The organism is Bacillus sp. NPDC094106 (assembly GCF_044764345.1).
Taxonomy (GTDB): Bacteria; Bacillota; Bacilli; order Bacillales; family Bacillaceae_G; genus Bacillus_A.
Window position 1 is genome coordinate 1 of sequence record NZ_JBIWHY010000011.1, and the last position, 23,456, is coordinate 23,456.

General features: G+C 33.6%; 26 protein-coding genes. 11 read left to right on the forward strand and 15 right to left on the reverse strand.

Annotation, left to right across the window (positions count from 1 at the left end):
• The 9 genes from ACIQ7L_RS16535 to ACIQ7L_RS16575 form a co-directional block, all read right to left on the reverse strand.
• Positions 1 to 279, reverse strand: a 279-nt coding sequence (locus ACIQ7L_RS16535) for an SH3 domain-containing protein (RefSeq protein WP_400570748.1), incomplete at its 3' end; no start/stop codon positions are given.
• 268 nt (positions 280 to 547) lie between these two features.
• Entirely contained in the window at positions 548 to 2,404 is a 1,857-nt protein-coding gene (locus ACIQ7L_RS16540) for a PTS fructose transporter subunit IIABC (protein ID WP_400570597.1), read from the reverse strand.
• A gap of 12 nt (positions 2,405 to 2,416) precedes the next feature.
• The gene (gene pfkB / locus ACIQ7L_RS16545) at positions 2,417 to 3,328 is read right to left on the reverse strand and encodes a 1-phosphofructokinase (protein WP_400570598.1); all 912 of its coding nucleotides are present in this window, start codon (positions 3,326 to 3,328) and stop codon (positions 2,417 to 2,419) included.
• Positions 3,325 to 4,077: a DeoR/GlpR family DNA-binding transcription regulator gene (locus ACIQ7L_RS16550; RefSeq protein ID WP_400570599.1), complete on the reverse strand. Its 753-nt coding sequence runs from the start codon at positions 4,075 to 4,077 to the stop codon at positions 3,325 to 3,327. Before ACIQ7L_RS16550 ends, pfkB begins: the two co-directional genes overlap by 4 nt.
• Positions 4,078 to 4,229: 152 nt before the next feature.
• Complete coding sequence (locus tag ACIQ7L_RS16555; protein ID WP_400570600.1) at positions 4,230 to 5,393, reverse strand: iron-containing alcohol dehydrogenase; 1,164 nt, start codon at positions 5,391 to 5,393, stop codon at positions 4,230 to 4,232.
• Between the two features lie 115 nt (positions 5,394 to 5,508).
• The gene (locus tag ACIQ7L_RS16560; RefSeq protein WP_097898793.1) at positions 5,509 to 6,051 is read right to left on the reverse strand and encodes a DUF420 domain-containing protein; all 543 of its coding nucleotides are present in this window, start codon (positions 6,049 to 6,051) and stop codon (positions 5,509 to 5,511) included.
• A 317-nt stretch (positions 6,052 to 6,368) separates the two neighbouring features.
• Complete coding sequence (locus ACIQ7L_RS16565) at positions 6,369 to 6,707, reverse strand: hypothetical protein (RefSeq protein ID WP_141523114.1); 339 nt, start codon at positions 6,705 to 6,707, stop codon at positions 6,369 to 6,371.
• 61 nt (positions 6,708 to 6,768) lie between these two features.
• Positions 6,769 to 7,911, reverse strand: a complete 1,143-nt coding sequence (locus ACIQ7L_RS16570) for a BC_2427 family protein (protein ID WP_400570601.1) — start codon at positions 7,909 to 7,911, stop codon at positions 6,769 to 6,771.
• A gap of 156 nt (positions 7,912 to 8,067) precedes the next feature.
• On the reverse strand, positions 8,068 to 8,775 hold the full coding sequence (locus ACIQ7L_RS16575; RefSeq protein ID WP_400570602.1) for a CsxC family protein: 708 nt from the start codon (positions 8,773 to 8,775) through the stop codon (positions 8,068 to 8,070).
• Positions 8,776 to 9,163: 388 nt separating this feature from the next.
• Here ACIQ7L_RS16575 and ACIQ7L_RS16580 point away from each other — a divergent pair, with 388 nt between their 5' ends.
• Together ACIQ7L_RS16580 and ACIQ7L_RS16585 are read left to right on the forward strand one after the other, a co-directional pair.
• Positions 9,164 to 9,979: a formate/nitrite transporter family protein gene (locus ACIQ7L_RS16580; RefSeq protein ID WP_400570603.1), complete on the forward strand. Its 816-nt coding sequence runs from the start codon at positions 9,164 to 9,166 to the stop codon at positions 9,977 to 9,979.
• A gap of 297 nt (positions 9,980 to 10,276) precedes the next feature.
• Positions 10,277 to 10,549, forward strand: a complete 273-nt coding sequence (locus ACIQ7L_RS16585) for an HU family DNA-binding protein (RefSeq protein WP_003199316.1) — start codon at positions 10,277 to 10,279, stop codon at positions 10,547 to 10,549.
• A 101-nt stretch (positions 10,550 to 10,650) separates the two neighbouring features.
• Here the strand turns inward: ACIQ7L_RS16585 and ACIQ7L_RS16590 are convergent, their stop codons facing one another.
• The 5 genes from ACIQ7L_RS16590 to ACIQ7L_RS16610 all read right to left on the reverse strand — a co-directional run bounded on the left by ACIQ7L_RS16590 (position 10,651) and on the right by ACIQ7L_RS16610 (position 14,856).
• Positions 10,651 to 11,382 (reverse strand): ABC transporter permease, encoded by a 732-nt coding sequence (locus ACIQ7L_RS16590; RefSeq protein ID WP_400570604.1) that lies wholly within the window; start codon positions 11,380 to 11,382, stop codon positions 10,651 to 10,653.
• Complete coding sequence (locus tag ACIQ7L_RS16595) at positions 11,367 to 12,293, reverse strand: ATP-binding cassette domain-containing protein (protein WP_400570605.1); 927 nt, start codon at positions 12,291 to 12,293, stop codon at positions 11,367 to 11,369. Before ACIQ7L_RS16595 ends, ACIQ7L_RS16590 begins: the two co-directional genes overlap by 16 nt.
• A gap of 140 nt (positions 12,294 to 12,433) precedes the next feature.
• Complete coding sequence (locus ACIQ7L_RS16600; protein WP_400570606.1) at positions 12,434 to 12,739, reverse strand: metal-sensing transcriptional repressor; 306 nt, start codon at positions 12,737 to 12,739, stop codon at positions 12,434 to 12,436.
• Between the two features lie 287 nt (positions 12,740 to 13,026).
• Entirely contained in the window at positions 13,027 to 14,259 is a 1,233-nt protein-coding gene (pepT, locus tag ACIQ7L_RS16605) for a peptidase T (RefSeq protein WP_400570607.1), read from the reverse strand.
• 207 nt (positions 14,260 to 14,466) lie between these two features.
• Entirely contained in the window at positions 14,467 to 14,856 is a 390-nt protein-coding gene (locus tag ACIQ7L_RS16610; RefSeq protein WP_400570608.1) for a VOC family protein, read from the reverse strand.
• A 245-nt stretch (positions 14,857 to 15,101) separates the two neighbouring features.
• Between ACIQ7L_RS16610 and ACIQ7L_RS16615 the strand changes: the two genes are divergently transcribed.
• Both ACIQ7L_RS16615 and ACIQ7L_RS16620 read left to right on the forward strand, forming a co-directional pair.
• A complete protein-coding gene (locus ACIQ7L_RS16615; RefSeq protein WP_400570609.1) occupies positions 15,102 to 16,292 on the forward strand; it encodes a DUF2515 domain-containing protein in 1,191 nt (396 codons plus the stop codon).
• Positions 16,204 to 16,665, forward strand: coding sequence for a CBO0543 family protein (locus ACIQ7L_RS16620; RefSeq protein ID WP_400570749.1), 462 nt, complete (start codon positions 16,204 to 16,206; stop codon positions 16,663 to 16,665). The genes ACIQ7L_RS16615 and ACIQ7L_RS16620 overlap by 89 nt, the downstream gene beginning before the upstream one ends.
• 37 nt (positions 16,666 to 16,702) lie before the next feature.
• Here ACIQ7L_RS16620 and ACIQ7L_RS16625 read toward each other — a convergent pair whose 3' ends face one another.
• Positions 16,703 to 17,302, reverse strand: coding sequence for an undecaprenyl-diphosphatase (locus tag ACIQ7L_RS16625; RefSeq protein WP_400570610.1), 600 nt, complete (start codon positions 17,300 to 17,302; stop codon positions 16,703 to 16,705).
• Between the two features lie 527 nt (positions 17,303 to 17,829).
• On the opposite strand from ACIQ7L_RS16625, the gene ACIQ7L_RS16630 reads away from it, so the two are divergent.
• The 7 genes from ACIQ7L_RS16630 (at position 17,830) to ACIQ7L_RS16660 (ending at position 23,416) form a co-directional block, all read left to right on the forward strand.
• A complete protein-coding gene (locus tag ACIQ7L_RS16630) occupies positions 17,830 to 18,210 on the forward strand; it encodes a VOC family protein (protein ID WP_400570611.1) in 381 nt (126 codons plus the stop codon).
• Between the two features lie 368 nt (positions 18,211 to 18,578).
• Positions 18,579 to 19,973: a sensor histidine kinase gene (locus tag ACIQ7L_RS16635; protein ID WP_400570612.1), complete on the forward strand. Its 1,395-nt coding sequence runs from the start codon at positions 18,579 to 18,581 to the stop codon at positions 19,971 to 19,973.
• 96 nt (positions 19,974 to 20,069) lie between these two features.
• Complete coding sequence (locus ACIQ7L_RS16640; RefSeq protein ID WP_400570750.1) at positions 20,070 to 21,143, forward strand: ABC transporter permease; 1,074 nt, start codon at positions 20,070 to 20,072, stop codon at positions 21,141 to 21,143.
• Complete coding sequence (locus tag ACIQ7L_RS16645) at positions 21,143 to 21,856, forward strand: ABC transporter ATP-binding protein (protein ID WP_400570613.1); 714 nt, start codon at positions 21,143 to 21,145, stop codon at positions 21,854 to 21,856. The genes ACIQ7L_RS16640 and ACIQ7L_RS16645 overlap by 1 nt, the downstream gene beginning before the upstream one ends.
• 235 nt (positions 21,857 to 22,091) lie before the next feature.
• A complete protein-coding gene (locus tag ACIQ7L_RS16650) occupies positions 22,092 to 22,460 on the forward strand; it encodes an HsmA family protein (RefSeq protein WP_098308159.1) in 369 nt (122 codons plus the stop codon).
• A gap of 61 nt (positions 22,461 to 22,521) precedes the next feature.
• On the forward strand, positions 22,522 to 22,920 hold the full coding sequence (locus tag ACIQ7L_RS16655) for a DUF2871 domain-containing protein (protein ID WP_097895315.1): 399 nt from the start codon (positions 22,522 to 22,524) through the stop codon (positions 22,918 to 22,920).
• Positions 22,921 to 22,933: 13 nt separating this feature from the next.
• Entirely contained in the window at positions 22,934 to 23,416 is a 483-nt protein-coding gene (locus ACIQ7L_RS16660; protein ID WP_335360840.1) for a CcdC family protein, read from the forward strand.
• Positions 23,417 to 23,456: the final 40 nt, after the last annotated feature.

Sequence of the window (23,456 nt, forward strand, 5' to 3'; positions counted from 1 at the left end):
CCATCCGTTTTCTGTATTTGTAACATCTAACTTATTACCATTTAATAATTTACCGACAACTTTTGATTCCGTAGTTGGGTTTTCGCGTACGTTTAATACGTCTGTTGTTACAACAGTCTCTGCTTTTGCAGAAGTAGTGAAAATCCCAAGACCAAAAACCGCTGCTGCTGCTATACCAATTAATTTTTTCATGAATAGCCTCCATTCGCTTTGTTTTCGTGTCCTCATTATAGCAACAGTTTTTTTGGGAATTTGGAAAATCACACAATTACAAACCATTCGTAATAAATTATTAATAGTTTGTAATATAAAATTGAATGTAAAAAATAGATTTCTATCTGTATTCACATGAGTTTTACTAGAAACCTTCTCCTTATTGAATAAATATTTTTTTACATAAAAAATAATAGTGTTACTTCTCTGTTACAAAACACATGAGAACATTACGATTCTTAACCGCACCATGTCTTTTTATTTAACACATTGTATATTCAATTAAAATCGAAAAAGACAGCTATCCTACTAAACAGCTGTCCTTTTCGATTTCTTATTGAATTTTCTTTTTCCATATCCCTATCATAAGAGCCGATACAATAGATCCTATTAATATAGAAAGAATATATAACATTGGTTTATTTACTAACATAATGACAAACAACCCACCATGAGGAGCTGGTAATGTGATTCCAAATAACATCGATAACGCACCAGCAAGACCTGACCCAACAACACAACTTACAATCACACGGATTGGATCCGCTGCTGCAAATGGTATTGCTCCTTCTGTAATAAATGATGCTCCCATAATATAGTTTGTCAAACCCGACTTACGCTCTGCTTCTGTAAATTTCGTTTTAAAGAATGTAGTTGCAAATGCAATCGCAAGCGGTGGTACCATTCCACCCGCCATAACAGCTGAATGCACGCCAAAGTTTCCAGCCTCAATTGCAGCAATACCAAATGTAAATGCCGCTTTATTAATCGGACCACCCATATCAACAGCCATCATGCCACCTAAAATAAGTCCTAACAATATCGCATTTGTACCGCCTAAACCATTTAACCAACCCGTTAATGCTTCGTTTAAAGCAACTACAGGTGGATTCACAATTTTTAACATGAGTATACCTGTAATTAATAATCCAAATACCGGATATAATAAAACAGGTTTAATTCCCTCTAACTGTACTGGTAAATTTGCAAATAGTTTCTTTAAACCAAGAACAACATATCCTGCTAAGAAACCAGCAATTAATCCACCTAAAAAGCCTGCGTTTGCTTGTGCTGCTAAAAAACCACCGATAATACCTGGCATAAATCCTGGTCGATCTGCAATAGAACTAGCAATAAATCCAGCTAATATTGGGACAAGGAATGCAAACGCTCCTGTTTTCCCTCCACCAATGCTCATCAAAACTTCTGCAATCGGCCCTTCCGCTTTAATTCCACCAAAGAAAAACGCAAGTGCAATTAAAATCCCACCTCCAACTACGAACGGTAACATATTACTTACACCATTCATTAAATGCTTGTATATACCAAATCCTTTTTCTTTTTCAGCTGTCTCTGCTTTTCCACTTTCTTTTATCCCTTTAAAAACCGGGGCATCTTGATTTACAGCACGCTGAATGAGCTGTTCCGATTTTCGAATACCATCTGCAACTGGCACTTGAATGATATGCTTTCCAGCAAAACGATTCATCTCTACTTGTTTATCCGCCGCAACAATAACTGCTGTTGCACGCTCAATATCCTCTTTTGTTAATCCATTTTTCACACCAGTTGACCCATTTGTTTCTACCTTAATCGCAATTCCTAATTCTGCTGCTTTTGCTTTTAAGCTATCTGCAGCCATATATGTGTGAGCGATACCAGTCGGACACGCTGTGACAGCTAACACGTATGGTTCATTTCCCTCAGGCTTTACTGTCTCATTTTGCACTTCTTGTTCATTCTCTTTTTCATCAAACAAACGAATGATTTCTTCTTTACTTGTAGCTTCTAAAAGTTGTTTTCGAAACTTCTCATCCATTAATAGCGTAGATAAACGGGATAAAGTTTCTAAGTGCATATGATTTGCCCCTTCACTAGCGGCAATCATAAAGAATAAATGCGCAGGTTGTCCATCAAGTGATTCATAATTGACACCGCTTACACTTCGACCAAAACAAATAGCAGGTTGTTTGACCGCTTTTGTTTTGGCATGCGGGATAGCAATCCCTTCCCCAATTCCAGTTGTACTTTGCATTTCACGCTGTAAAATAGCATCTTTAAATTCTGATCTACTATTTAACCTTCCTGCCTTATCTAATTTCTCCACTAATTCATCGATGACAGCTTCTTTAACTGAAGCTGTCAAATCCATGATGATTGTATCCCTTTTTAAAATCTCTGTAATTTTCATATACTGTTCCCCCTACCGCTTTGTAATGATTACTTGGGATAATAATCCTTCCACTTTATCTTTTGTACACAAATCTGCAGAAAATGCTGTTGCACTTCCTGTTGCAACACCATAACGAAATGCTTCTATCACATCTTTTGTTTTTTCATACATCCCTACAAATCCTGCAACAAGAGAATCTCCTGCTCCAACAGAATTAATGACTTTTCCTTTTGGGACAGTCGCTTCATATACTCCCTCACTTGTGAATAATAAAGCACCATCACCTGCCATAGAAACAATTATATTCTGTACACCTTGCTCAATTAATTTTTTGCCATATGGAAGAATTTCTTCCACTGTTGAAAGCTTTTCTCCGAACAATTCTCCAAGTTCATGATGATTTGGTTTTATTAAGAACGGTTTATTTTTAATTACATGTTCTAGGGCACTCCCACTTGCATCAACAACTACTTGAATACCATGTTTTACTCCATAAGCAGCTATTGTCTCATAGAATGTTTTCGGGACAGAAGAAGGTATACTACCAGCTAATACAACACAATCTCCGGCCTGCATACTCTCAATTTTTTTCATTAGCTGGTCAAACTGTTCATCCGTAATAATCGGACCTTGTCCATTTAATTCTGTTTCTTCCTGTCCTTTTATTTTCACATTAATTCGTGAATCCCCATCTACTTGAACGAAATCAGTTGTAACACTTTCCCTTTGCAAAGCCTCCTTAATAAATTGTCCTGTAAACCCTCCCGTAAAACCAAGAGCTGTATTCTGAACATCAAGGCGATGCAGCACGCGAGAAACATTAATCCCTTTCCCTCCAGGGAATTTCATATCTTTCTCCGCTCGATTCACTGTCCCTAACATGAAAGGATTCACTTGGACAACATAATCAATGGATGGATTTAAAGTAACTGTATAAATCATTGTTTATCAACCTCAATTACATTTGTTTTTCTTTTATATTCTTCTAGCTCTTCTTCTAATACATTTGTAATAATCCTTGCCTCTTCGACATTTGCAATTTTCGCAAATGCAACTTCTGAAAATTTACTTTCATCTATTAAAAAATAACCTTCATTTGCTAATGTTAATGCCATTTTTTTCAGCAATGCTTCCTCCGGATCTGGCGTTGTATATCCAAGTTGTTCATGTACACCATTTGCTCCTAAAAAACACTTATCAAAACGATATTTCTGTATACTTTCCTGTGCCATGGCACCAATTAAAGCTTTCGTTCGGCTCTTCATCATTCCACCAAGCAAATAAGCCCGAATATTATTTTCAACTAATGCTTCAATATGCATAAGTCCATTTGTAACAACTGTAACGTCTTTATTTGTTAAATACGGAATCATTTCAAACGTTGTACTCCCTGCATCTAAATAAATACAATCTCCTTGCTCAACAAATGATGCAGCATAACTTGCAATTTGTTGCTTTATTTGAATGTTTTTGGATGATTTTTCAACCATCGTCGGCTCTTGACCTTTTCCGGTTAATATCGCTGCTCCTCCATGCACTCTTTTTAATAAACGCTGCTTTTCTAGTTGTGCTAAATCACGACGAATTGTTGATTCTGAACTCTGCGTTCTTTCAACTAATTGTTGTAATTTCACAACTTTGCATTCCTTTACAAGCTTTAAAATAAGCTGATGACGTTCAGGCGTTAACATATTATTCACCTCTTCTTTGATTACAGTATAATGAAAACGAATTCGAAAATCAACCAAAAACATTCAAAATTAGTCACAAACAATCAAAAAAACCCAATTAAAACAACCTTCTTGAGGCATATCAAGAAGGTTGTTTTACATTATCTTATTTTTTATAGTGACGCTCTATAAATTGCTACCACGTCTTCTTTATTTAACTTTTTGAAATGACCGAATTCACCATAAGCCATCGCTTTATCTGCCATTAAATCGACCTCGGCTTCTCCAATTTCATAATCAGCTAATCGAATCGGCGCTTCAATAGACGTCCAAAATTGACGTAAAGCTTCAATCCCTTCTAAGGCAACTTCCTTATCCGTTTTCCCTTCTTCTTCTACATGAAAGACACGTACTGCAAACTGTTTAAAACGCTCAACATTTTCATCTAAAACATGTTTCATCCAATTTGGGAATAAAATTGCTAAACCTCCGCCATGTGGTATGTCATGCACGGCCGAAACAGCATGCTCAATATTGTGCGTTGCCCAATCTCCTCGTACTCCCATTGCTAAAATACCGTTTAGCGCCATCGTTCCACAATATAAAATCGTTTCTCGATACTCATAATTTTCCAAATCATTTAGAAGTTTGGGAGCCGTTTCAATGACCGTTTTTAAAATAGACTCGCAATAACGATCTTGTAATTCTATATTTGTACCTTGATGAAAATATTGTTCCAATACATGCGACATAATATCAACCATGCCATAAATTGTTTGATTCCTTGGTACAGAAGTTGTATGAACTGGATCTAAAATAGAAAATTGCGGGAATGTAACAGGGCTTCCCCATCCATACTTTTCATTTGTCTCCCAATTCGTAATCACAGATCCCGCATTCATTTCAGAACCTGTCGCCGCAAGAGTTAGTACTGTACCGAACGGTAACGCTTCACTAGCGAATGCTTTCTTTGTCACAATGTCCCATACATCTCCGTCATATTTACTACCCGCAGCAATTGCCTTTGTACAATCAATTACACTTCCCCCACCAACTGCTAAAATAAATTCAATTCTATTTTCTTTACACATTTGAATTCCTTTATTTACAGTCGACAAACGAGGATTAGGCTCCACACCTGTCAATTCAAATATTTCTGCATCCATTTCTTTTAAAATAGAAATTACATTCTCATATATACCATTTCGTTTAATACTTCCTCCTCCATATACGAGAAGAACCTTTTTACCAAACTGCGGAATTTCACTTTTTAACTGCTCTAATTGTCCTTTACCAAAAATAAGCTTTGTCGGATTACGAAATACAAAGTTTTGCATTCAATCAACCACCCTTCTTTATTAAAAGCAACTATATTTTTGTATACCATATTTTTCTCATTTCTCCAAAATATTTGCCCAATAAAAAAATCTCAGCCAAAGAGGCTGAGATTTTTTATTGATAATAAGGTGAGATCATTAAGTAAACAATAACACCAGAAAGACTTACGTATAACCAAATCGGCATCGTCCAACGCACAATTTTACGATGACGTGTTAATTGATTTGTAAACCCAAATACAAGTGAAAACAGCGCAAGCGGTACAATAATTGCCGCAAGAAAAATATGTGTAATTAAAATAAAGAAGTACACATATTTAATAATTCCTTCTCCACCAAAATGCGTTGCTGGCGCTAAGTAATGATACGTTAAATATGAAACACAAAATAACAATGTTGTTGTAAATGCCGCAAGAATAAAACCGCGGTGCATTTTCACATTTTTTTTAATAATAGAGAACAACGCTGCCACTAAAAATACAAATGTAAAGCTATTAAAAATTGCATTTAACAACGGCAAAATTGTTACGTCAAAATGTACTTCTCCTTTGTAGCCAACAGGTCCAAAAAACAAAAATAAAATAATCGCATTGACAATTACAGAAAGCGTTATCACAATAGGAGCATAGCTTTTCTGATTTGTTGAATGATCCACCAAATTGTTCACTCCTTCTTCTTCCACATATATATAATTAACCTCACTATTTTAACATATTATTCACAGTGTAAATGTGACAATAGTTTGACACAGTAAGGTCAAACAAAGAAAAAATCCTTCTTAACTATACTTCTTAAGAAGGATTTTTTCGCTTTATTATTGAAATAGCAATGCGATTAGTTTTTGTTAAAAAACAGATCGCTATATGCTTGAAAAATTTCAGACATTTGATATCCCATTAATGAAATTGCTGTTAATGAAAAGAAACCAATCATAAAAAATCGAATCCACATATAAATCTCCTCCTTGTATTTAGCTTATAATACATGTGCTATATAACAAGTTGGATAACAATCTTCTTCCTCGCCTTCTTTTTTCTTTACAATCGCTGTTATAAAACGAATCATAAAGAATGTAACAAACGGAAGTTCTTCGTAATTTATATTGGCATAGCTTAGTAACGGCTCCCGTTGTAAATCAGATGGGGATGAGAAAGAATAGAACATACCTTGCTCTTCTATATATACAATGACAACTTTCATACAAAATAATATCCCGAGAAACGAAACAATATCTTGCCAATCTGTCGTATATAAAAAATTATAAAGATCTAATACGTACTCTTCCATCATCATCCCCCCTTTCTTTTTTACCATTTTCCTCGCCTTTGTATAAAAAGTCAAGAAAAATGTTTTATATACACTGTGTAAATAGTGATTATATGATTTCCACTTGTACATCTTGCTCCTGTAATACTTGAACGATTAACTCCAGCACCATATTTTGCATTAACTGGTACATTTTTTTCTGTGGCGTATTTTTCTCTACGGTATACTCAATATGCTGCAAAACATAACCTTCCACAAGTAAAATCCCTTTTTCAATCATTACCGAATTTTGTTTTACATTTATAGCTTCTGATAGTAAGACTTTACTTTCTGTCAAAATAATCTCCTGCGAAACCTTTTTAATTCTTGTGACTTTTTCTTTAAACATCACTATTTCTTGCAAACTAATCTCAGTTTTGTATTTTCCTATTTCTATTGGTAATTTCGTCGTTATATAATTACTGGATTTGCTGTCTTTTCTCTGTTTTGATATCAAATTGTGCATAGGAACCCACAAAGATTGTTCCATATTATCATTTTCAATATACCTTACGTCTTCCTGATTAGGAAGCTCTAGAAGTACCCTCTTTTCAAAAAGCTTTGAAGAAACTAAACAACAATATGGCTCTTCATGATAATGATGTACTGTAGCTAACAACTTTGTATCTAACTCATAAAACACTTTATTCGTTTCGCTATGAAATACAAATACTTCTTCATCTTTATTACTTAATATAGGCGAGTTTGAAAAACTAGACACTTCAGCAACAGTAGAAAATGGAGTTTTCACTACCATAGAACGTACTATACTTCCTATTTTTAATTCAGTATGTAAATTATCCTCTTTCTTTAATCCTTTGGGTTCATTCTCTTCTTTCTTCAGCTCTTGAAGTTCATTCTCCTCTTTCTTCAGCTCCTGAAGTTCATTCTTCTCTTTCTTCAACCCTTGAAGTTCATTCTCCTCTTTCTTCAGCTCCTGAAGTTCATTCTTCTCTTTCTTCAACCCTTGAAGTTCATTCTCCTCTTTCTTCAGCTCCTGAAGTTCATTCTTCTCTTTCTTCAACCCTTGAAGTTCATTCTCCTCTTTCTTCAACCCTTGGAGTTCATCATCCGCTTTCTTCAACCCTTGGAGTTCATCATCCGCTTTCTTCAACCCTTGGAGTTCATCATCCGCTTTCTTCAATTCTTGAGTCTTCTTATATTTAGAAAAAAATTTTTCCGCCATTTTATTATCAATCCACGGCTTATTCATCATCAATCACTTCCTAACCGATGAATTTATTCTATATTTTCTACGCTTCACACCGAATAGAGAGACATATGTACATAACCGCTGTTGTCATTTATATATGTTTTATACTGACAAAAAAGACATCACCTTTTCTATAGAAAAGGTGATGTCTTTTTTTTATAAACCTACTTCTCTAGTACGCACTTGCTGTACTTGTAATACTTTCAAAGTAAGGTCTAGTACAATTTTTTCACGCAGTGTATCGAACGGCTCATTTAAATTTGTAGGGCATGGTGAAAAATCAAGTTCAAAGAATTTAGCACTAATTAATTCACAAAATGGTTGTTCGTTATAAAATACCGAATTTTCGAAGAAGTACTTATCTAATCGAGGTAAATCACCATTCTTAGGATTAATAAAGTGAGAAGTAGTATCTGAAGAAGCTGCGATTATAGGTTGTGTTAGAAAATCACCATCTGCTAAATCTGCAAACCCAGAAAAATTAACATTGGCAATACGATCAATTAGATTTCCATTACACTTATCAGATGCATATTCAATATTTTTACGAATAAAGCCTTGTACAAATAATTTCGCTCTTGTAACGCGGCGATAACTTGTACCTGCTACTGGAGTAAAAGCGACAGGAACTAACTTACATTGTGTTAAAAATACATTTTTCAATACACGTTTAATTTCGACAGCAGGAGGATTTAACGGAATAGTCGATTCTACAACAATTTGAAGCGTTCTCTCAGCTAAAACAACTGGTACTTTTATCAATGCGTTTGGCGTAACAATTGGTGCTGCTGCTACATCAGATAATGGTGTTTGAGTTTGTCCCTCTACTTGACATGGTACATTAATCGGACATTGTTCACTCATATTTAATACTCTCCTTTTTATAAATAATTTTAGAGTTTTTTAAACTCTTTACGCTATAATGTATGTATTTTTTATAGCAATGCGTGGGTTTTCGTAATAGACTCTTTTATTATTTTATTGATAGAAATAAAATTCACTTTTTAATAGTCAATCTTACATGTATGATAGGAGCCTCCATGAATACTTACCTACTATTAACCTTCCTTTTCATACCGCACTAACGATTGACAATATCATACAAATTTTATACCATGTTTTTATGATATTTTTCTTAAAAGGCTGCTTATTCTACATAATAACGTATAATCTATATGAACAAATTCATATGATTAATAGATAAGTGTGTATGAATAACCATGTAGATTATTATAAAATGGAGGGGTTTTTTATGTCTGTCTATGCACCACACGAAATTACCGAGTTGGCCGCTAACTCAGGTAAAAAGAAAGCATCTTTACCACTACTACCGATGTTAATTCTTGGATTTTTTGGCGGCGCTTTCATATCATTTGGATATTTACTCGATATTCGTGTCATTGGAACAATGCCAAAATCTTTTGGATCACTTACTAGTTTTTTAGGCGCTGCTGTTTTCCCTATTGGCCTTATACTCGTTATCCTCGCTGGTGGTGAACTATTAACTGGTAATATGATGACCGTACCGATGGCTTGGTTTCAAAAAAAGATTACTTTCTCTAAAGTAGTAACGAACTTATTGATTATTACAATTAGTAATTTTATTGGTGCGGTTTTCGTTGCTTATTTCTTTGGCCATGTCGTTGGATTAACTGAAGGACAATTTTTAGCAAAAACCGTGTCTATCGCACAAGCCAAACTACATGATACACCCGTACAAGCATTCTTCTCTGCTATTGGATGTAACTGGCTCGTTTGTTTAGCTGTTTGGCTTAGTATGGGAAGTAAAGAGTTTAGCGGAAAAATCATTGGCATTTGGTTTCCTGTCATGACCTTTGTTGCCATTGGATTTCAACACGTTGTTGCCAATATGTTTGTAATTCCAGCTGCTATCTTCGCTGGTCATCTAACTTGGATGGAATACTTCCCTAATTTTATTGTTGTCTTCTTAGGGAATTTAGTAGGTGGTATGCTGTTTGTTGCTTTACCTTACTTTTTAACTTATAAAAAACAACTATCACCTCAAAATGAAACAGCTGAATTAAAGAAAAAATCTGTATCTGCTTAAGATAAAAAGAAAGGTATGCTTCTATTTTGAATTTGGCGTACCTTTCTTTTTTTATTCCACAATAGCTAGTTTAAAGTAAATAAAACTTTATTTTCCCTAAACTGATTATCATTTTCATCCAATGATGGTATAATTCTCGCTATCAATGGATAAACTTGAGGTGTTTTCTTCTATAAAATGAAACTCGTGTACGATACATTTTTCAATTTTTTTGTGAATCTATCTGCGTACACTTGTTCTCCACACTTTTATACGTTATAATAACAACTTAAATAGTATTACATATGAGGTGAAGAAATGAATAAAACTGAATTAATTAAAAATGTAGCACAAACAGCTGAAATTTCTCAAAAAGAAGCTACTGTAGTTGTACAATCTGTAGTAGAATCAATCACAAACACTTTAGCTGCTGGTGAAAAAGTACAACTTATCGGATTCGGTACATTTGAAGTTCGTGAAAGAGCTGCTCGTACAGGCCGTAACCCACAAACAGGTGAAGAAATGCAAATCGCAGCTTCAAAAGTACCTGCTTTTAAAGCTGGTAAAGAATTAAAAGAAGCAGTAAAATAATAAAAAAACAGCTTTCTCATAAGTGAGAAAGCTGTTTTTTTATTTTGGGGCCCTTTCTAAAAATTACTTCCATCCTAAAGATTTCTAAATTCATGTAAAAATTATACTACTCTCTTGTACTCTCTAATCGATAAAATGAACCCTATTGCAAAAAGACATAATAAACTTATGACTCCAACTGGATAATTAATAAACGTCCTTCCCACGCCTTCATGCGGACTAAATAATAGCGGTACAACCCATGGATACATAACATTCCCTGGGACATTTACTAGAATTAAATTAAAAAATAGCACAAAACATAATAGTATCACTACAGACAAAAAGCTTTTCCACCTTATCGCAAAAAATGCCCCAATTGGTATTAAACAAAAATGCATAATTGCCATTAGCGATAGCACTTTTAATTGTTGAAACAATAAAGGCATAGTAAACGGTAAATCTGTTATAAATATCCCTAAACATAGCGGTAAAATCAATAATAATAGCATTGTAATTACAATACATCCAAAAATAATAATTAATTTTCCAAGATAAAACGTTAATTTGGGAATGGGACTCGTAAATAAAATAATTTGTGTACCTTCTTGATACTCCCTAGAAAAGATGTACCCTGTTAATATATAAAAAGTGGCTGTACCTGTCATAAGATTAAAAAACATAACAATCGTTTTATAATATTCTGCCCAACCAGTTTGTGTAATTGAATACTTTGGGTTTATTGCATATATACAAAAGATAAGCAAGATTGTAATAATCGGTAAACAACCTATTACATATAAAATCTTAGAACTTTTTAATTTAATAAGCTCGGACTTCAAAACAGAGAGCATCGTCGCTCACCACCAATTATGTTCATAAAATAATCCTCTAATGTTTCTTTTACCATTCCAATCTCAAACACATCAATACCAGACTCAATTAAGTTTCGATTAATTTCTGCTGTGTTCGTTATATCATTAAACAACCTCAACTCTCCATCTCTCATCTCATACTTAACATTATGAAGTATCTTCCGTAAGGCATCTATACTTTTACTTATATTATTTACCCTTAAACGAACATATTTTTTGTACTTCTCTTCAAGCTCATTCCGATCACTTTCTTCTAATAATTTTCCAGCATGTATAATACCAATTCGTGTTGCTACTTGCTGCACTTCACTCAAAATATGGCTCGATACTAAAATCGTTTTATTATGTTCTTTTGCAAGTTTTATTAATAATGTGCGAATCTCTTTAATTCCTGCGGGATCAAGCCCGTTTGTCGGTTCATCTAGTAATAGCAACTCTGGATTATGTAATAAAGAACGTGCAATTCCTAGTCTTTGCTTCATTCCTAATGAATAATTTTTAACTTTTTTCAATTTTACCTGCTCTAAATCTACAATTGATAAAACACGCTGAATCGCTTTTTCATCCTTCATCCCCATATAATGACCGCTAATACGTAAATTATCAATTCCATGTAAGTTCCCATAAAACCCTGGGTATTCAATAATTGTTCCTATCTTTCTAAGTATCTCTCTATTCTTTTCATGAAATCTTTCCCCAAATAAAAATACTTCTCCATTCGTAGGTTTTAATAATCCCATAATCATTCGAATCGTAGTTGTTTTCCCTGCACCATTTTCTCCAAGAAAACCATATATTTCTCCTTTCTTTAAATGTAGCGATACGTTATCTACCACAGCCTTTTCATCATATATTTTTGTTAGATTTAATGTCTGTAATATATAATCCATTGTATCCACTTCCCTTTTTATGCTAACAACTAAATTTTACCAAATCAATAAATCAACGAGGCATTTTTTACGGAATATTAAGAAATTATTAAGAACTGTTAAAATAAAAAACAAGCTAGATAAGATACTAGCTTGTTCCATTACGCTTTTGAAAATCGTTCAAACACCGTCATTAATTCTTCAATTGCTTCGTCTCCATTACCATCTTTAATAGCACTAGAAACACAATGATTCGTATGATTTTTAAGTATCCCCATTCCAACCTTCTTCATCGCTGCATTAATAGCTGAAATTTGCACTAAAATATCAACACAATAGCGATCATTTTCGACCATGTTCTGGATACCACGTACTTGCCCTTCAATTCTCTTTAATCTATTCATGATTTGTTCTTTTTCTTTATCCGATCGATGAGTAGTAGCCTTTTCATTTTCTTTAGGATTCATTTTATCACCTTCTTAAAATTTCTACCGTATTAACAAATAGATATTTATAACAAACCTATTCAAATTTTATCTATATGTAATAACATCTAATCGGAGTATAACATTTATAACATAAAATATACATATGGATATACTCTATATCAAAATCCACTACAAAGTACTATGATCTTCTTGACCTATACTAAACCTTGAAAGCAATTCCCACACAAGTTCACTTTCATAAACCTTTACAATTCAACAACAAGAAAAAAATCCAGATAGCAATTTATTACTATCTGGATTTCTTTTTATGCCTGTTCTTCAAATAGGCGTGCTATTTCTATAATCACTTGAACAGCCTTTTCCATATTATCTACAGAAACATACTCAAATTTACCGTGGTAGTTTTCCCCACCAGTAAAAATATTTGGTGTTGGCAAGCCCATATATGATAATTGAGACCCATCTGTCCCCCCGCGGATTGGTTGGATATTTGGCTCGATATCTAAGTTTTTCATCGCCTCATAAGCAATATCAACAATTTCTCTAACTGGTTCAATTTTCTCAAGCATATTGTAATATTGATCTTTTATCTCAAGAATAATATTTTCTGCACCATATTTTTCTTGCATTTGTTTCGTAATATTTGTGATTTTATCTTTACGAGCCTCGAAATTATCACGGTCAAAATCTCGAATAATGTAATGAGATTTACTTTGCTCAACATCACCATTTACAGAAATAAGGTGATAAAAGCCTTCATGTCCCTCTGTATATTCTGGTGCCTCTTCTGCTGGTAACTGTCCATGAAATTCCATCGCTAACTTACTTGCATTGAGCATTTTATTTTTTGCTGTTCCAGGATGCGTATTATTTCCTTTAAAAATTAACTTTGCGCTGGCTGCGTTGAAGCTTTCATACTCTAGTCCCCCAAGTGGACCTCCGTCCATTGTATAAGCAAAAGACGCTCCAAAAGCTTTCACATCGAAATGAGATGGGCCACGACCGATTTCTTCATCAGGCGTAAATGCTACTCTAATCTTCCCATGTTTAATTTGTGGGTTATGTAATAAGTACTTCATGGCAGTCATAATTTCTGTAATACCAGCTTTATCATCTGCACCAAGAAGTGTTGTTCCATCAGTCGTAATTAAAGTATGACCTTTATATGATGGTAGTTCTGGGAATAACTCCGGCGTTAAAATTACATTTAATTCTTGATTCAACGTAATGGCCTTACCATCAAAATTTTCATGAATTTGCGGTTTCACATTCTTTCCTGTAAAATCAGTCGCTGTATCTAAGTGAGCTAAAAAGCCAATTACAGGAACATCTTTATCCGTATTCGCAGGAAGTGTTGCCATTACATAGCCATTGTCATCCATCGTTACTTCTGTCAAACCAATTTGTTTTAATTCTTCAACTAGTAATTTCCCGAACTCAATTTGTCCAGGTGTTGATGGTACTGTCTGACTTTCTTCATTCGATTGTGTATCTACCTTCACATATCTCGTAAATCTTTCTATAATTTCTTGTTTCAAATTCGTTCACTCCCTTTTCATAAATCTCTCTTTATTATAATCCTTAAACCGAAATATTTTAACTTTTTTGACTGTAATAGCATCATTTTCACACGATTCACTAGGAATAAGTCTTACAATGAGAACGGTTTCGATTCATAATTAAAAATTAGATATGGAAGCGAAAGCTAACAAAAATGACCTCAGATTTTTATACCTACGCTGTTTTTATTTCTCTATATACATGAGTACGATTCTCCATCCATCAGGATCTTCTATTGTAATACCTTTTTCTTTCCAGTACGGATTTTCTGGCTCAACTTCATCATAGCCCATTGCATGTAACCTACTATGTACTTTTTCAATTTCAGCTTTATTAGGCATATAAAATACAAGTAAGTTATCCTTTGTTGGAGCTGGACATGGACTACCATTCATATGCCTTGTAAACTCTAAATGATATTCTGCATCAGGTAATCCAAACATAATTCCATCATATCCTTCATGATTATGAAACTCACCTATACGTTTTAAACCTAGTCCTTCTTCATAAAATGTGATAACCTCTTCAAATTTATCTGTCGGGCGTGCAATTCTAAGCTGAACGCAATTCTTCATACATTCCCCTCCCTATAAAATATCATTATGCTCTTATCTATTAATATAAATGAGTTCCACATTTATTAAATCCCTCATTCGTATGAAGATGAAGTAGCACAAAAGGTTAATCGTGCTTGTAGTAAAAAGTATTACACTTTCTACATCCCCTAAAAAACAGTTCACATGTATTTATAATGTGCGTAATAAAATGGTGATAACCGTTCTACTAAACTTTAAAATTCATATTAACGGGAGGAAATGGAATGTACGAAAACAATCGAAAAAGAAAATGGAACGGGCCTTCCAAAGCAATCCCATTTTCTCTTTTAGAGGTAAAAAATGAACTAAAGAAAAAAAGTAAAAGCAATTCCCCTTCCCTTAAAACGTATACACTAACTACAGAAGAGAAAATGCTCATTTATAAAATTAAAGAACAAACAAAACTGCTTAACAAAAATAATGTAACGAGGACACGTGCTTATTATCAGTTTTACCTCCGGCACCCTGAGATACATTGGGCTCTGCTTGGACATATGGTATCACGTAATGGTGGGTGGAATATGACAGATTTAAAAGGCGATTTATATACAAGGCTATTATCAGAAAAAGATCAGCTTGCCTTTTTCTCTTTTTTAGAACGCGGGAATTGGTTAATTTTTCAAGATGTGTATCCGCAGTTTTTATTATATGAACAAAGTATCCAAAAATCTAAAGGATTATTCCACCTTCTATCATATCTCAATGTATCAACATTTATGGAAACAATGTGGAATTGTTTTTGGCGAACAGGCAATTGCTATACATTAGCCATCGCGACAATTATTAATGAACAAAGTTATTTAGAAAAAAGGGTAATACAAAATGCTCATTTTAAAAAGACAGTACTAAATAGTGTTGGATTTAAACTCTTTGACTTCTTCCGTTTTAATCACATCCTTTTTCCATTCTATGAAGATGAGACTAAGCAAAAAATAGTACTATTTGGTGATACAATGAAGCATTTCACTTCCGTGCATGAGCGGATTCTGCTCGGCAAACGGTTATACTCATTGTTATTTCGTAACGAACATATCTTACCTAAAGTGATACATTGGGCTCATGATCATCCACATACTGGATCACGAAAAGATTACTGGCCTCATTTATTTTCTAGTGTAAACGAATCCTTTTCACGTGAATTTTATCGACGTAGAATAAAAAAATGTCAATTACGAAAAGATGCAGATCGTTTATACAGTCCAGCATTACTTTACGCTTGGAAAGACCTTAAACATACAGAAGTGGAAAAAGAAGACTGGTTTGAAGATTGGCACATCGTGGACTATTTAATTGATAAAGGAGAAAATAGTAATGGAAAGATTGAGGATGACTATTGCAAAACGCTTAAAAAAATTGAAATTGCCATTCTCGCAAAAAAAAATATCCTTCTCAGAGAAGAAAAAACAGAAGAGTAATCACCTAGCGTTTGTCGTCACGATCATTCTCTCCTGTTTCATCGGGACATATTTAGACTTCCTATTTGTCAGTAAACAAATGTATGCCTTCCCAGTAAGACCATTCCCCACCATATTTGCAATCAACATTGCTTTTACATTATTAATATTACCGAGCTTTACTGCCCTCTTTTTACATATTGCAAAGATGTTGTCTACATTTTCAAGAATTCTATTTATTATTTTAATTGGAATTTGCGCGAGCATATCCGAACAAATCGCCGAAAGTTTAGGATTGTTCACTCATAGCGAAAACTGGCATCATACATATTCCTTATTCGGATATATGATTTTCATGTTTTTTATATGGAAAATTTATCAGTGGCTGCGATAATAGAACAAACTCTTTTCACAATTTCTTCAATGTATACTCAAAATCCTTTCGATTTGTTTTTTGATGGTAAAACATGTTGCTCTACTCTTTCATATAAAGTAAATAATTGTTTAATAAAAGAAAATTTCGTTGTTAACCAATATGACAATAAGGCTGAAATACTTCCTATTAAAGCCCCTATTGCAACATCGAAAGGATAATGAACCCCTACCCAAATACGGGAGATAGCTACACAGAATGCAAGTACAAACCACAACCACCCAATCTTTTTACGAACAAGCCAAAATGAGAAACAAATTGAAAAAAACAGAATCGTGTGGTCACTGGGAAATGAATTATCTACAGCATGATTGACAAGTTTATTAACATCAGGCAGTACTGCAAATGGTTGATAATTCGAATGAAATTTTCCTGCTATTTTTCCGATTATCTCAGCAGTCACGAAAGCAACCATCGCTTGAATAACCATCATCCTATTTTTTCTAGATCCAGTAAACCAATAAACTATAATAATTAAACCTAAAAAATATACCATATATTCCGCTAAAAATATCATGGTTGAGTTTAGGAACGAATATTGTTTACCTAAATCATTGATTACTCGAAAAGCATCAATATTTAATTGAGAAAAAGACATTTTCAAATTCCTCCTTATGTGCGTATATCACTATAAAACAAACACAAATCTAAATGGTTTACTCATGTAAAAATACCAACCTTCTTGTATGCTTATAATTTTATTATGGGAAAAAAGTTTTAAATGGGACTTAACTACTTCTTAACTATCTCTTAATTAAGAAGTATATAAATACAAGTTAAAACCTCTTTCTTTTTAGGGGTACGAGAGCATCTGGCCATGCAATGCGTTTTTCATTTCCCCTAAAGAATTAAGCATGAATAATCCTAAGAGATAAACAGAGGCACCAAATTACATTAGAACTTCTTATAACAAAAAAAGTGCAACGAATACACTAACGATTCAACCACTGTCTTTTAAAAATTGTAGTTGCTTAACTTTATTTGTTTATTTTCAAGGAGATTATGACTTGAATCATGAAAATAGTTGTTTATGCCTTACATTTGATATAATCATTAAACAGTTATATGTTATTAATACCTAAAAAAATCAATACGAACTGGACTAGAAGAAAGTGAGAGAAGCAAATGATTAATAAAGTCGGTCAAATTATGCTATATGTAAATAACCAAGATGAGGCATTGCAATTTTGGACAGAAAAAGTAGGATTTAGTGTAATTTCTGAAGAGGATAATGGTCAAGGTTTTAGATGGATTGAAATTGCTCCAACAAAGGAAGCAGGAACGAGTATCATTCTCCACGACAAGGAATTCATCGCCAAAATGCAACCCGAATTAAATCTTAATACACCTTCGATAATGTTTTTCTCAGAAAATCTCGACAAATTACATACAGACCTTTCGAATAAAAAAATCACAGTCGGAGAAATTGTAAGTATGCCTTCTGGCAAAGTATTTAATTTTGCTGATAATGAAAAAAACTACTTCGCGGTCATGGAAAAAAAGTAATCACAAAATTATAAGAGAAATGAAAAGTGTGCTGTCAGTTGTACTGGCAGCACACTTTTCATTTTCTTAGAAATTGTAATAACATGTTCATCTTCTGTTCATAAACATTTCTTATTCTACAAAAGTGAAAGGAGGAACACTTATACTTATTGTATTTTTCACTTTGTTGGATTTTCCAATCTCTTATATCATTTGTTGCCATCATTTTATTTAAAGTGAAACTTCCATCATTGGGAGTTTTCCTTCATCCCCTACTGTTCAGACACATGCCAGCAGTCAACTCCCTCCTATCTTCTATGTTTTCTCAAAATCTCGATACGGAGGTCTTACTTTCAAAAAATAGAACGATAAATTAGAGGTGAAAAAATATGCGCTCATTATATTCTAGATTCGTTATCATATCCATTTTTATTATGCTCGTTAGTAGTATATTGGCATTTTTACTTACAAATGTATATTATCATGTTTATTTAAAACCATATAACAGCGAGAAAATTTTAAAATATGCACAAGAAGTAAAATATTTATATGAGAAAAATACAGAACAAAATAAAGATGATTATTTACAGTCTATTTCTAACCTTGGCTTTGAAGTTTACGTAGTAGACGATAAAAAACAAGGCAAGCGGTACGGTGATAATTTCAAGAAAATGAATATTAGCGAAGAGACAATTGAACATGTATTAAAAGGAAATATATACAATGGGATTGCAACGTATCCTAATCGTTTATTTGCTACTGGTTTTTTTGACAATACACTTTTAAATAGTATTGGGATTCCTATCGAAAACAATGGTAAGGGTTATGCGCTATTTATTCGTCCGGATATTCAACAGCAATTTGGAGAATTACGTATTTTCTATGCTGTTTTATTAGGATTGATTATTGTAATCAGTCTAATTTGCATCGCGATAGCTACGCGCTTTGTCGTTCGCCCTATTCAAAGATTTACACATGCGACAAAAGAAATTGCAAATGGTAAATATGATTTAGTACTACCAGAAAATCGCAGAGATGAGATTGGGACACTTGCGACTAATTTTCGTAAGATGGCCAAAAGATTACAAAATTCAGAGCAGATGCGACAAGAATTTGTTTCGAATGTTTCGCATGAGTTTCAGTCCCCCCTATCATCTATTCAAGGGTTTTCTAAAACATTGCAAACAAATGATTTAACGAAATCTGAGCAGGAACATTACCTAGAAATCATCGAATCAGAAAGCAGGCGTATGTCCAGTTTATGTAAACAATTATTAATGCTTGCATCGCTTGATAAGGAAGAACTTACTTTACGTAAACAATCTTTTGATCTTGGACAGCAAATAAAAGATATTATTTTTATGCTTGAGTGGGATTGGAGAACAAAAGATCTTGCAGTTGAAATGGACGTTCCTAACATGCAAATTTACGGAGACGAGAACTTGCTCCATCAAGTATGGACGAATTTGTTTACCAATAGTATTAAATTTACAGAAAGCGGTGGGACAATTTCATTTGAAGCAGAAGAACTAGAAACAGAGTGGCGTATTTCGATTACTGATATGGGTATTGGTATACCAGAGAATGAAGTGAAAAAGATATTTGATCGATTTCATAAAGTTGATACTGCCAGAGATAGAAAAGTAAATGGAAGCGGATTAGGTCTTTCTATTGTAAAAAAAGTTATTGACCTTCATGAAGGAGCAATAACAGTTGATAGTGAACTTGGAAACGGAACGACCTTCTCTATTTACCTTCCAAAACAAGAAGAAGAATCTATCTAAACGGTAGACTCTTCTTTTGTAATCTTTTGTTCATATTCTGTTCATATTTCCTCTTTATGATAAGAGCATAGAACGAAACAAGGAGGAATGAACGTAATGTTTTTAGCACTTAAAGAATTAAAACAATCAAAATTACGATACGGATTAATTGGTACAATTATGATGCTTTTATCATTTCTTGTACTTATCATATCAGGTCTAGCAAATGGTTTATCTCATGATAATGCCTCTTCTATTCTCGAAATGAAAGCAGACAAATTTATAATATCAAGTGATGCCGAGGGTAAATTATTGCGCTCTCAAATTAAGAAAGAGAATGTAGATAAAGCATTAGCACAAGTTGATGAAAAAGATGCGGTTCCAATGCATCTTAAAATGACGACATTTGAAAAAGAAGGAAGTTCAAAAAAAGTTGATGCTGCTATTTTTGCAAGTAAACAAGATTCATTCATCGCCCCAAAAGTAATTGAAGGGAAAAACAGCGCTTTAGCAGACAATGAAATCGTTGCTGATGAATCCATCAAAGAAAAAGGTGTGAAGCTTGGAGATGAGCTAGTAGATCCTATTTCTAAGAAAACTTTCAAAGTTGTCGGTTTTACAGAAAATCAAATGTTTAGCCATACACCTGTTGTTCATATGAGTGAAAATGTATGGAGCAGCATTGCAATGCCAAATGAAAAAGATTACAGTGTAATCGCTCTAAATACTGATAAAAAAATTGATAATGTAGACAATGTAAAAGTTGTTGATAAAAAAGAAGTACTGCAAGGTATTCCAGGTTATAAAGAAGAACAAGGAACATTAACGATGATTATTGCGTTCTTACTTGTAATTTCAGCATTATTAATCGGTGTTTTCTTCTATGTCATTACATTACAAAAAACACACCAATTAGGCGTATTAAAAGCAATCGGAACAAAAAATTCATATTTAGCAGGTAATTTAGTTGTACAATCTATCTTCTTATCTGGTGTCGCTCTTGTAATCGGCATTGGCTTAATCTTGGCAGTAGAGACTGTTTTACCAGCCGGCATGCCATTCTTATTAACAACAACAACAATCTTGCAATATTCAGGTATCTTTATCTTAATTAGTATATTCGGTACACTAATTTCTCTATATCAAGTATTGAAAGTAGATGCATTAGAAGCAATCGGAGGTGGAATGTAATGGTAACAGAAGTGAAATGGGAAAACCCAGCGTCATTATTAAAGCTTGAACAAGTAAGTAAAGTATATGGCGAAGGAGATACAGAAGTGACTGCTCTGCATCCAATTACGTTAGATGTAAAAGAGGGCGAATTTATCGGTATTGTTGGTCCATCAGGTTCAGGAAAAAGTACATTACTTTCCATTGCAGGTGCACTTCTCTCTCCTTCAAAAGGAAACATTTATATTTCTGATCAAAACGTAACGAATTTATCAGAAAAAGAGATGACAAATATTCGTCTAGAAAAAATTGGTTTTATATTCCAATTCGCAAATCTCGTACCTTTCTTATCGGTTAAAGAACAACTTTTATATATCGCTAAGTTAAAGGGAAAAAATAAAAAAGAAGCTGACAAGTTTGCAACTGAATTACTGAAAACATTTGGATTATCACATCGAATGAATCATTATCCAAATCAACTTTCAGGCGGTGAAAAACAACGTGTAGCCATCGCTCGTGCGTTTATGAATAATCCAGACTTAATTTTAGCCGATGAGCCTACTGCTAGCCTTGACTCAAAACGTGCTAGAGAAGTCGTTGAATTAATGAAACATGAAGTGAAGAAAAATAAAAAAGCAGCGATTATGATTACACATGATGAAAAAATGCTTGATGTATGTGATCGAATTTTAACACTTCGAGACGGAAAACTACTACGAGAAAACGAAATTTAAGAACTAGTGTATAGTAAAAGTAATCTAAAAAAACTTTCTTATCCCCTATTTGATTAGGGAATAAGAAAGTTTTCTTTCATTTAAAGTATATTTTCATTTTTGTTTACAACATAACGTAATTCTAATATAATAATTAGGCAAATTTCATATGTAATATTGCGTTCATATTCTATTCATAATTCTCATGTAACATGCTTTATATAAAGCAAATGACTGTTAGAAAGGAATGATGAACGTGTTAGCATCTGCTATTACATGTATTACAGCTGCACTCATTTTTTATACAATCGGAGTATGGAGTGAAAAATTTCAAAAAACATTAAAACCTTGGCATGTCATTATTTTTTGGCTTGGATTAGTATGTGATACGCTTGGAACTACATTAATGGAGAAAATGGCTTCAGCAGGATCTCTCCTTAGCTTTCACGGAATAACAGGCTTATCAGCCATTTTACTTATGCTATTTCATGCCGTTTGGGCAACGATTGTGTTAATAAGAAAAGATAAAAAAATGATGACAACATTTCACACACTAAGCGTTATCGTATGGTTCATTTGGTTAATCCCATATATTTCTGGCCTCATATACGGAATGACAAGATAACTTTTAAACACAGCCTTATTCCCAAAAATAAACATTGCTAATACTACCTTAGGAGGTTATTATGAAAAAGTTATATAATGCATCTTTTGTCTATTTAATTATCGGTTTATTTTCCGGTGTATTTGCAAGAGAATATGCAAAAGCAAAAGGAATTCAAGGCACTACTTTGCTGAACCTTTTGCACACACATATGTTAGTTCTTGGATTTTTGTTCTTTTTAATTGCCTTTGCCTTGTCAAAATCATTTGCATTCCATGAAGCAAAAAGTTTTAACATGTGGTTCATCGTCTATAATTTAGGATTAGTTTTAACAGTATCTTCAATGGCGGCCCGCGGACTTCTTCAAATCAATGGAGCTGATTTTAAAGGATTAAGTCATATTGCAGGAATGTCTCATACTATCATCGGTGTCAGTCTCGTTTGGTTTATGATTCTATTAAAAAAATCCTACAAAGGATAAAAGGAGGTCAAACATGAACTTAGCTGTTTTATCAAGTATTATTGCTCTTTGTATGGCTATTGGAATGATGTTCCTTCGCTTAAAATCAGCAAAGAAACCTGTATCACTTAAAAAAATTATACTCCCGCCAATTTTTATGAGTACGGGCGCATGCATGTACATCTTACCAGAATTTCGATTAACAACATCAGAAATTCTCGAAGCAGTTATCGTTGGTTTATTTTTCTCTATTTTTCTTATTAAAACATCAAAATTTGAAGTACGCGGAACAGACATCTATTTAATACCTTCTAAAGCATTTATCTTTATTTTAGTCGGTTTACTTGCTGTCCGCATCGGTATGAAAGAATATTTAAGTCAATCAATTGATTTAGCACAATTAAGCGGTATGTTCTTCTTACTTGCTTTTGCGATGATTGTATCTTGGAGAATTGGAATGTACCGTTCGTTTATGAAATTGCAAAAGGAAATGAAATTTGTAAACAAAAGCCTTTAATCGAAAAAGCGCATCTCTAAATAACCTGAGCCTGATATAC

Coding starts and splice junctions, on each gene's coding strand:
- ACIQ7L_RS16540 (WP_400570597.1), bottom strand. CDS start 2,404: ATGAAAATTACAGAGATTTTAAAAAGGGATACAATCATCATGGATTTG.
- pfkB (WP_400570598.1), bottom strand. CDS start 3,328: ATGATTTATACAGTTACTTTAAATCCATCCATTGATTATGTTGTCCAA.
- ACIQ7L_RS16550 (WP_400570599.1), bottom strand. CDS start 4,077: ATGTTAACGCCTGAACGTCATCAGCTTATTTTAAAGCTTGTAAAGGAA.
- ACIQ7L_RS16555 (WP_400570600.1), bottom strand. CDS start 5,393: ATGCAAAACTTTGTATTTCGTAATCCGACAAAGCTTATTTTTGGTAAA.
- ACIQ7L_RS16565 (WP_141523114.1), bottom strand. CDS start 6,707: ATGGTAAAAAAGAAAGGGGGGATGATGATGGAAGAGTACGTATTAGAT.
- ACIQ7L_RS16570 (WP_400570601.1), bottom strand. CDS start 7,911: ATGAATAAGCCGTGGATTGATAATAAAATGGCGGAAAAATTTTTTTCT.
- ACIQ7L_RS16575 (WP_400570602.1), bottom strand. CDS start 8,775: ATGAGTGAACAATGTCCGATTAATGTACCATGTCAAGTAGAGGGACAA.
- ACIQ7L_RS16580 (WP_400570603.1), top strand. CDS start 9,164: ATGTCTGTCTATGCACCACACGAAATTACCGAGTTGGCCGCTAACTCA.
- ACIQ7L_RS16585 (WP_003199316.1), top strand. CDS start 10,277: ATGAATAAAACTGAATTAATTAAAAATGTAGCACAAACAGCTGAAATT.
- ACIQ7L_RS16590 (WP_400570604.1), bottom strand. CDS start 11,382: ATGCTCTCTGTTTTGAAGTCCGAGCTTATTAAATTAAAAAGTTCTAAG.
- ACIQ7L_RS16595 (WP_400570605.1), bottom strand. CDS start 12,293: ATGGATTATATATTACAGACATTAAATCTAACAAAAATATATGATGAA.
- ACIQ7L_RS16600 (WP_400570606.1), bottom strand. CDS start 12,739: ATGAATCCTAAAGAAAATGAAAAGGCTACTACTCATCGATCGGATAAA.
- ACIQ7L_RS16610 (WP_400570608.1), bottom strand. CDS start 14,856: ATGAAGAATTGCGTTCAGCTTAGAATTGCACGCCCGACAGATAAATTT.
- ACIQ7L_RS16615 (WP_400570609.1), top strand. CDS start 15,102: ATGTACGAAAACAATCGAAAAAGAAAATGGAACGGGCCTTCCAAAGCA.
- ACIQ7L_RS16620 (WP_400570749.1), top strand. CDS start 16,204: ATGACTATTGCAAAACGCTTAAAAAAATTGAAATTGCCATTCTCGCAA.
- ACIQ7L_RS16625 (WP_400570610.1), bottom strand. CDS start 17,302: ATGTCTTTTTCTCAATTAAATATTGATGCTTTTCGAGTAATCAATGAT.
- ACIQ7L_RS16630 (WP_400570611.1), top strand. CDS start 17,830: ATGATTAATAAAGTCGGTCAAATTATGCTATATGTAAATAACCAAGAT.
- ACIQ7L_RS16635 (WP_400570612.1), top strand. CDS start 18,579: ATGCGCTCATTATATTCTAGATTCGTTATCATATCCATTTTTATTATG.
- ACIQ7L_RS16640 (WP_400570750.1), top strand. CDS start 20,070: ATGTTTTTAGCACTTAAAGAATTAAAACAATCAAAATTACGATACGGA.
- ACIQ7L_RS16645 (WP_400570613.1), top strand. CDS start 21,143: ATGGTAACAGAAGTGAAATGGGAAAACCCAGCGTCATTATTAAAGCTT.
- ACIQ7L_RS16655 (WP_097895315.1), top strand. CDS start 22,522: ATGAAAAAGTTATATAATGCATCTTTTGTCTATTTAATTATCGGTTTA.
- ACIQ7L_RS16660 (WP_335360840.1), top strand. CDS start 22,934: ATGAACTTAGCTGTTTTATCAAGTATTATTGCTCTTTGTATGGCTATT.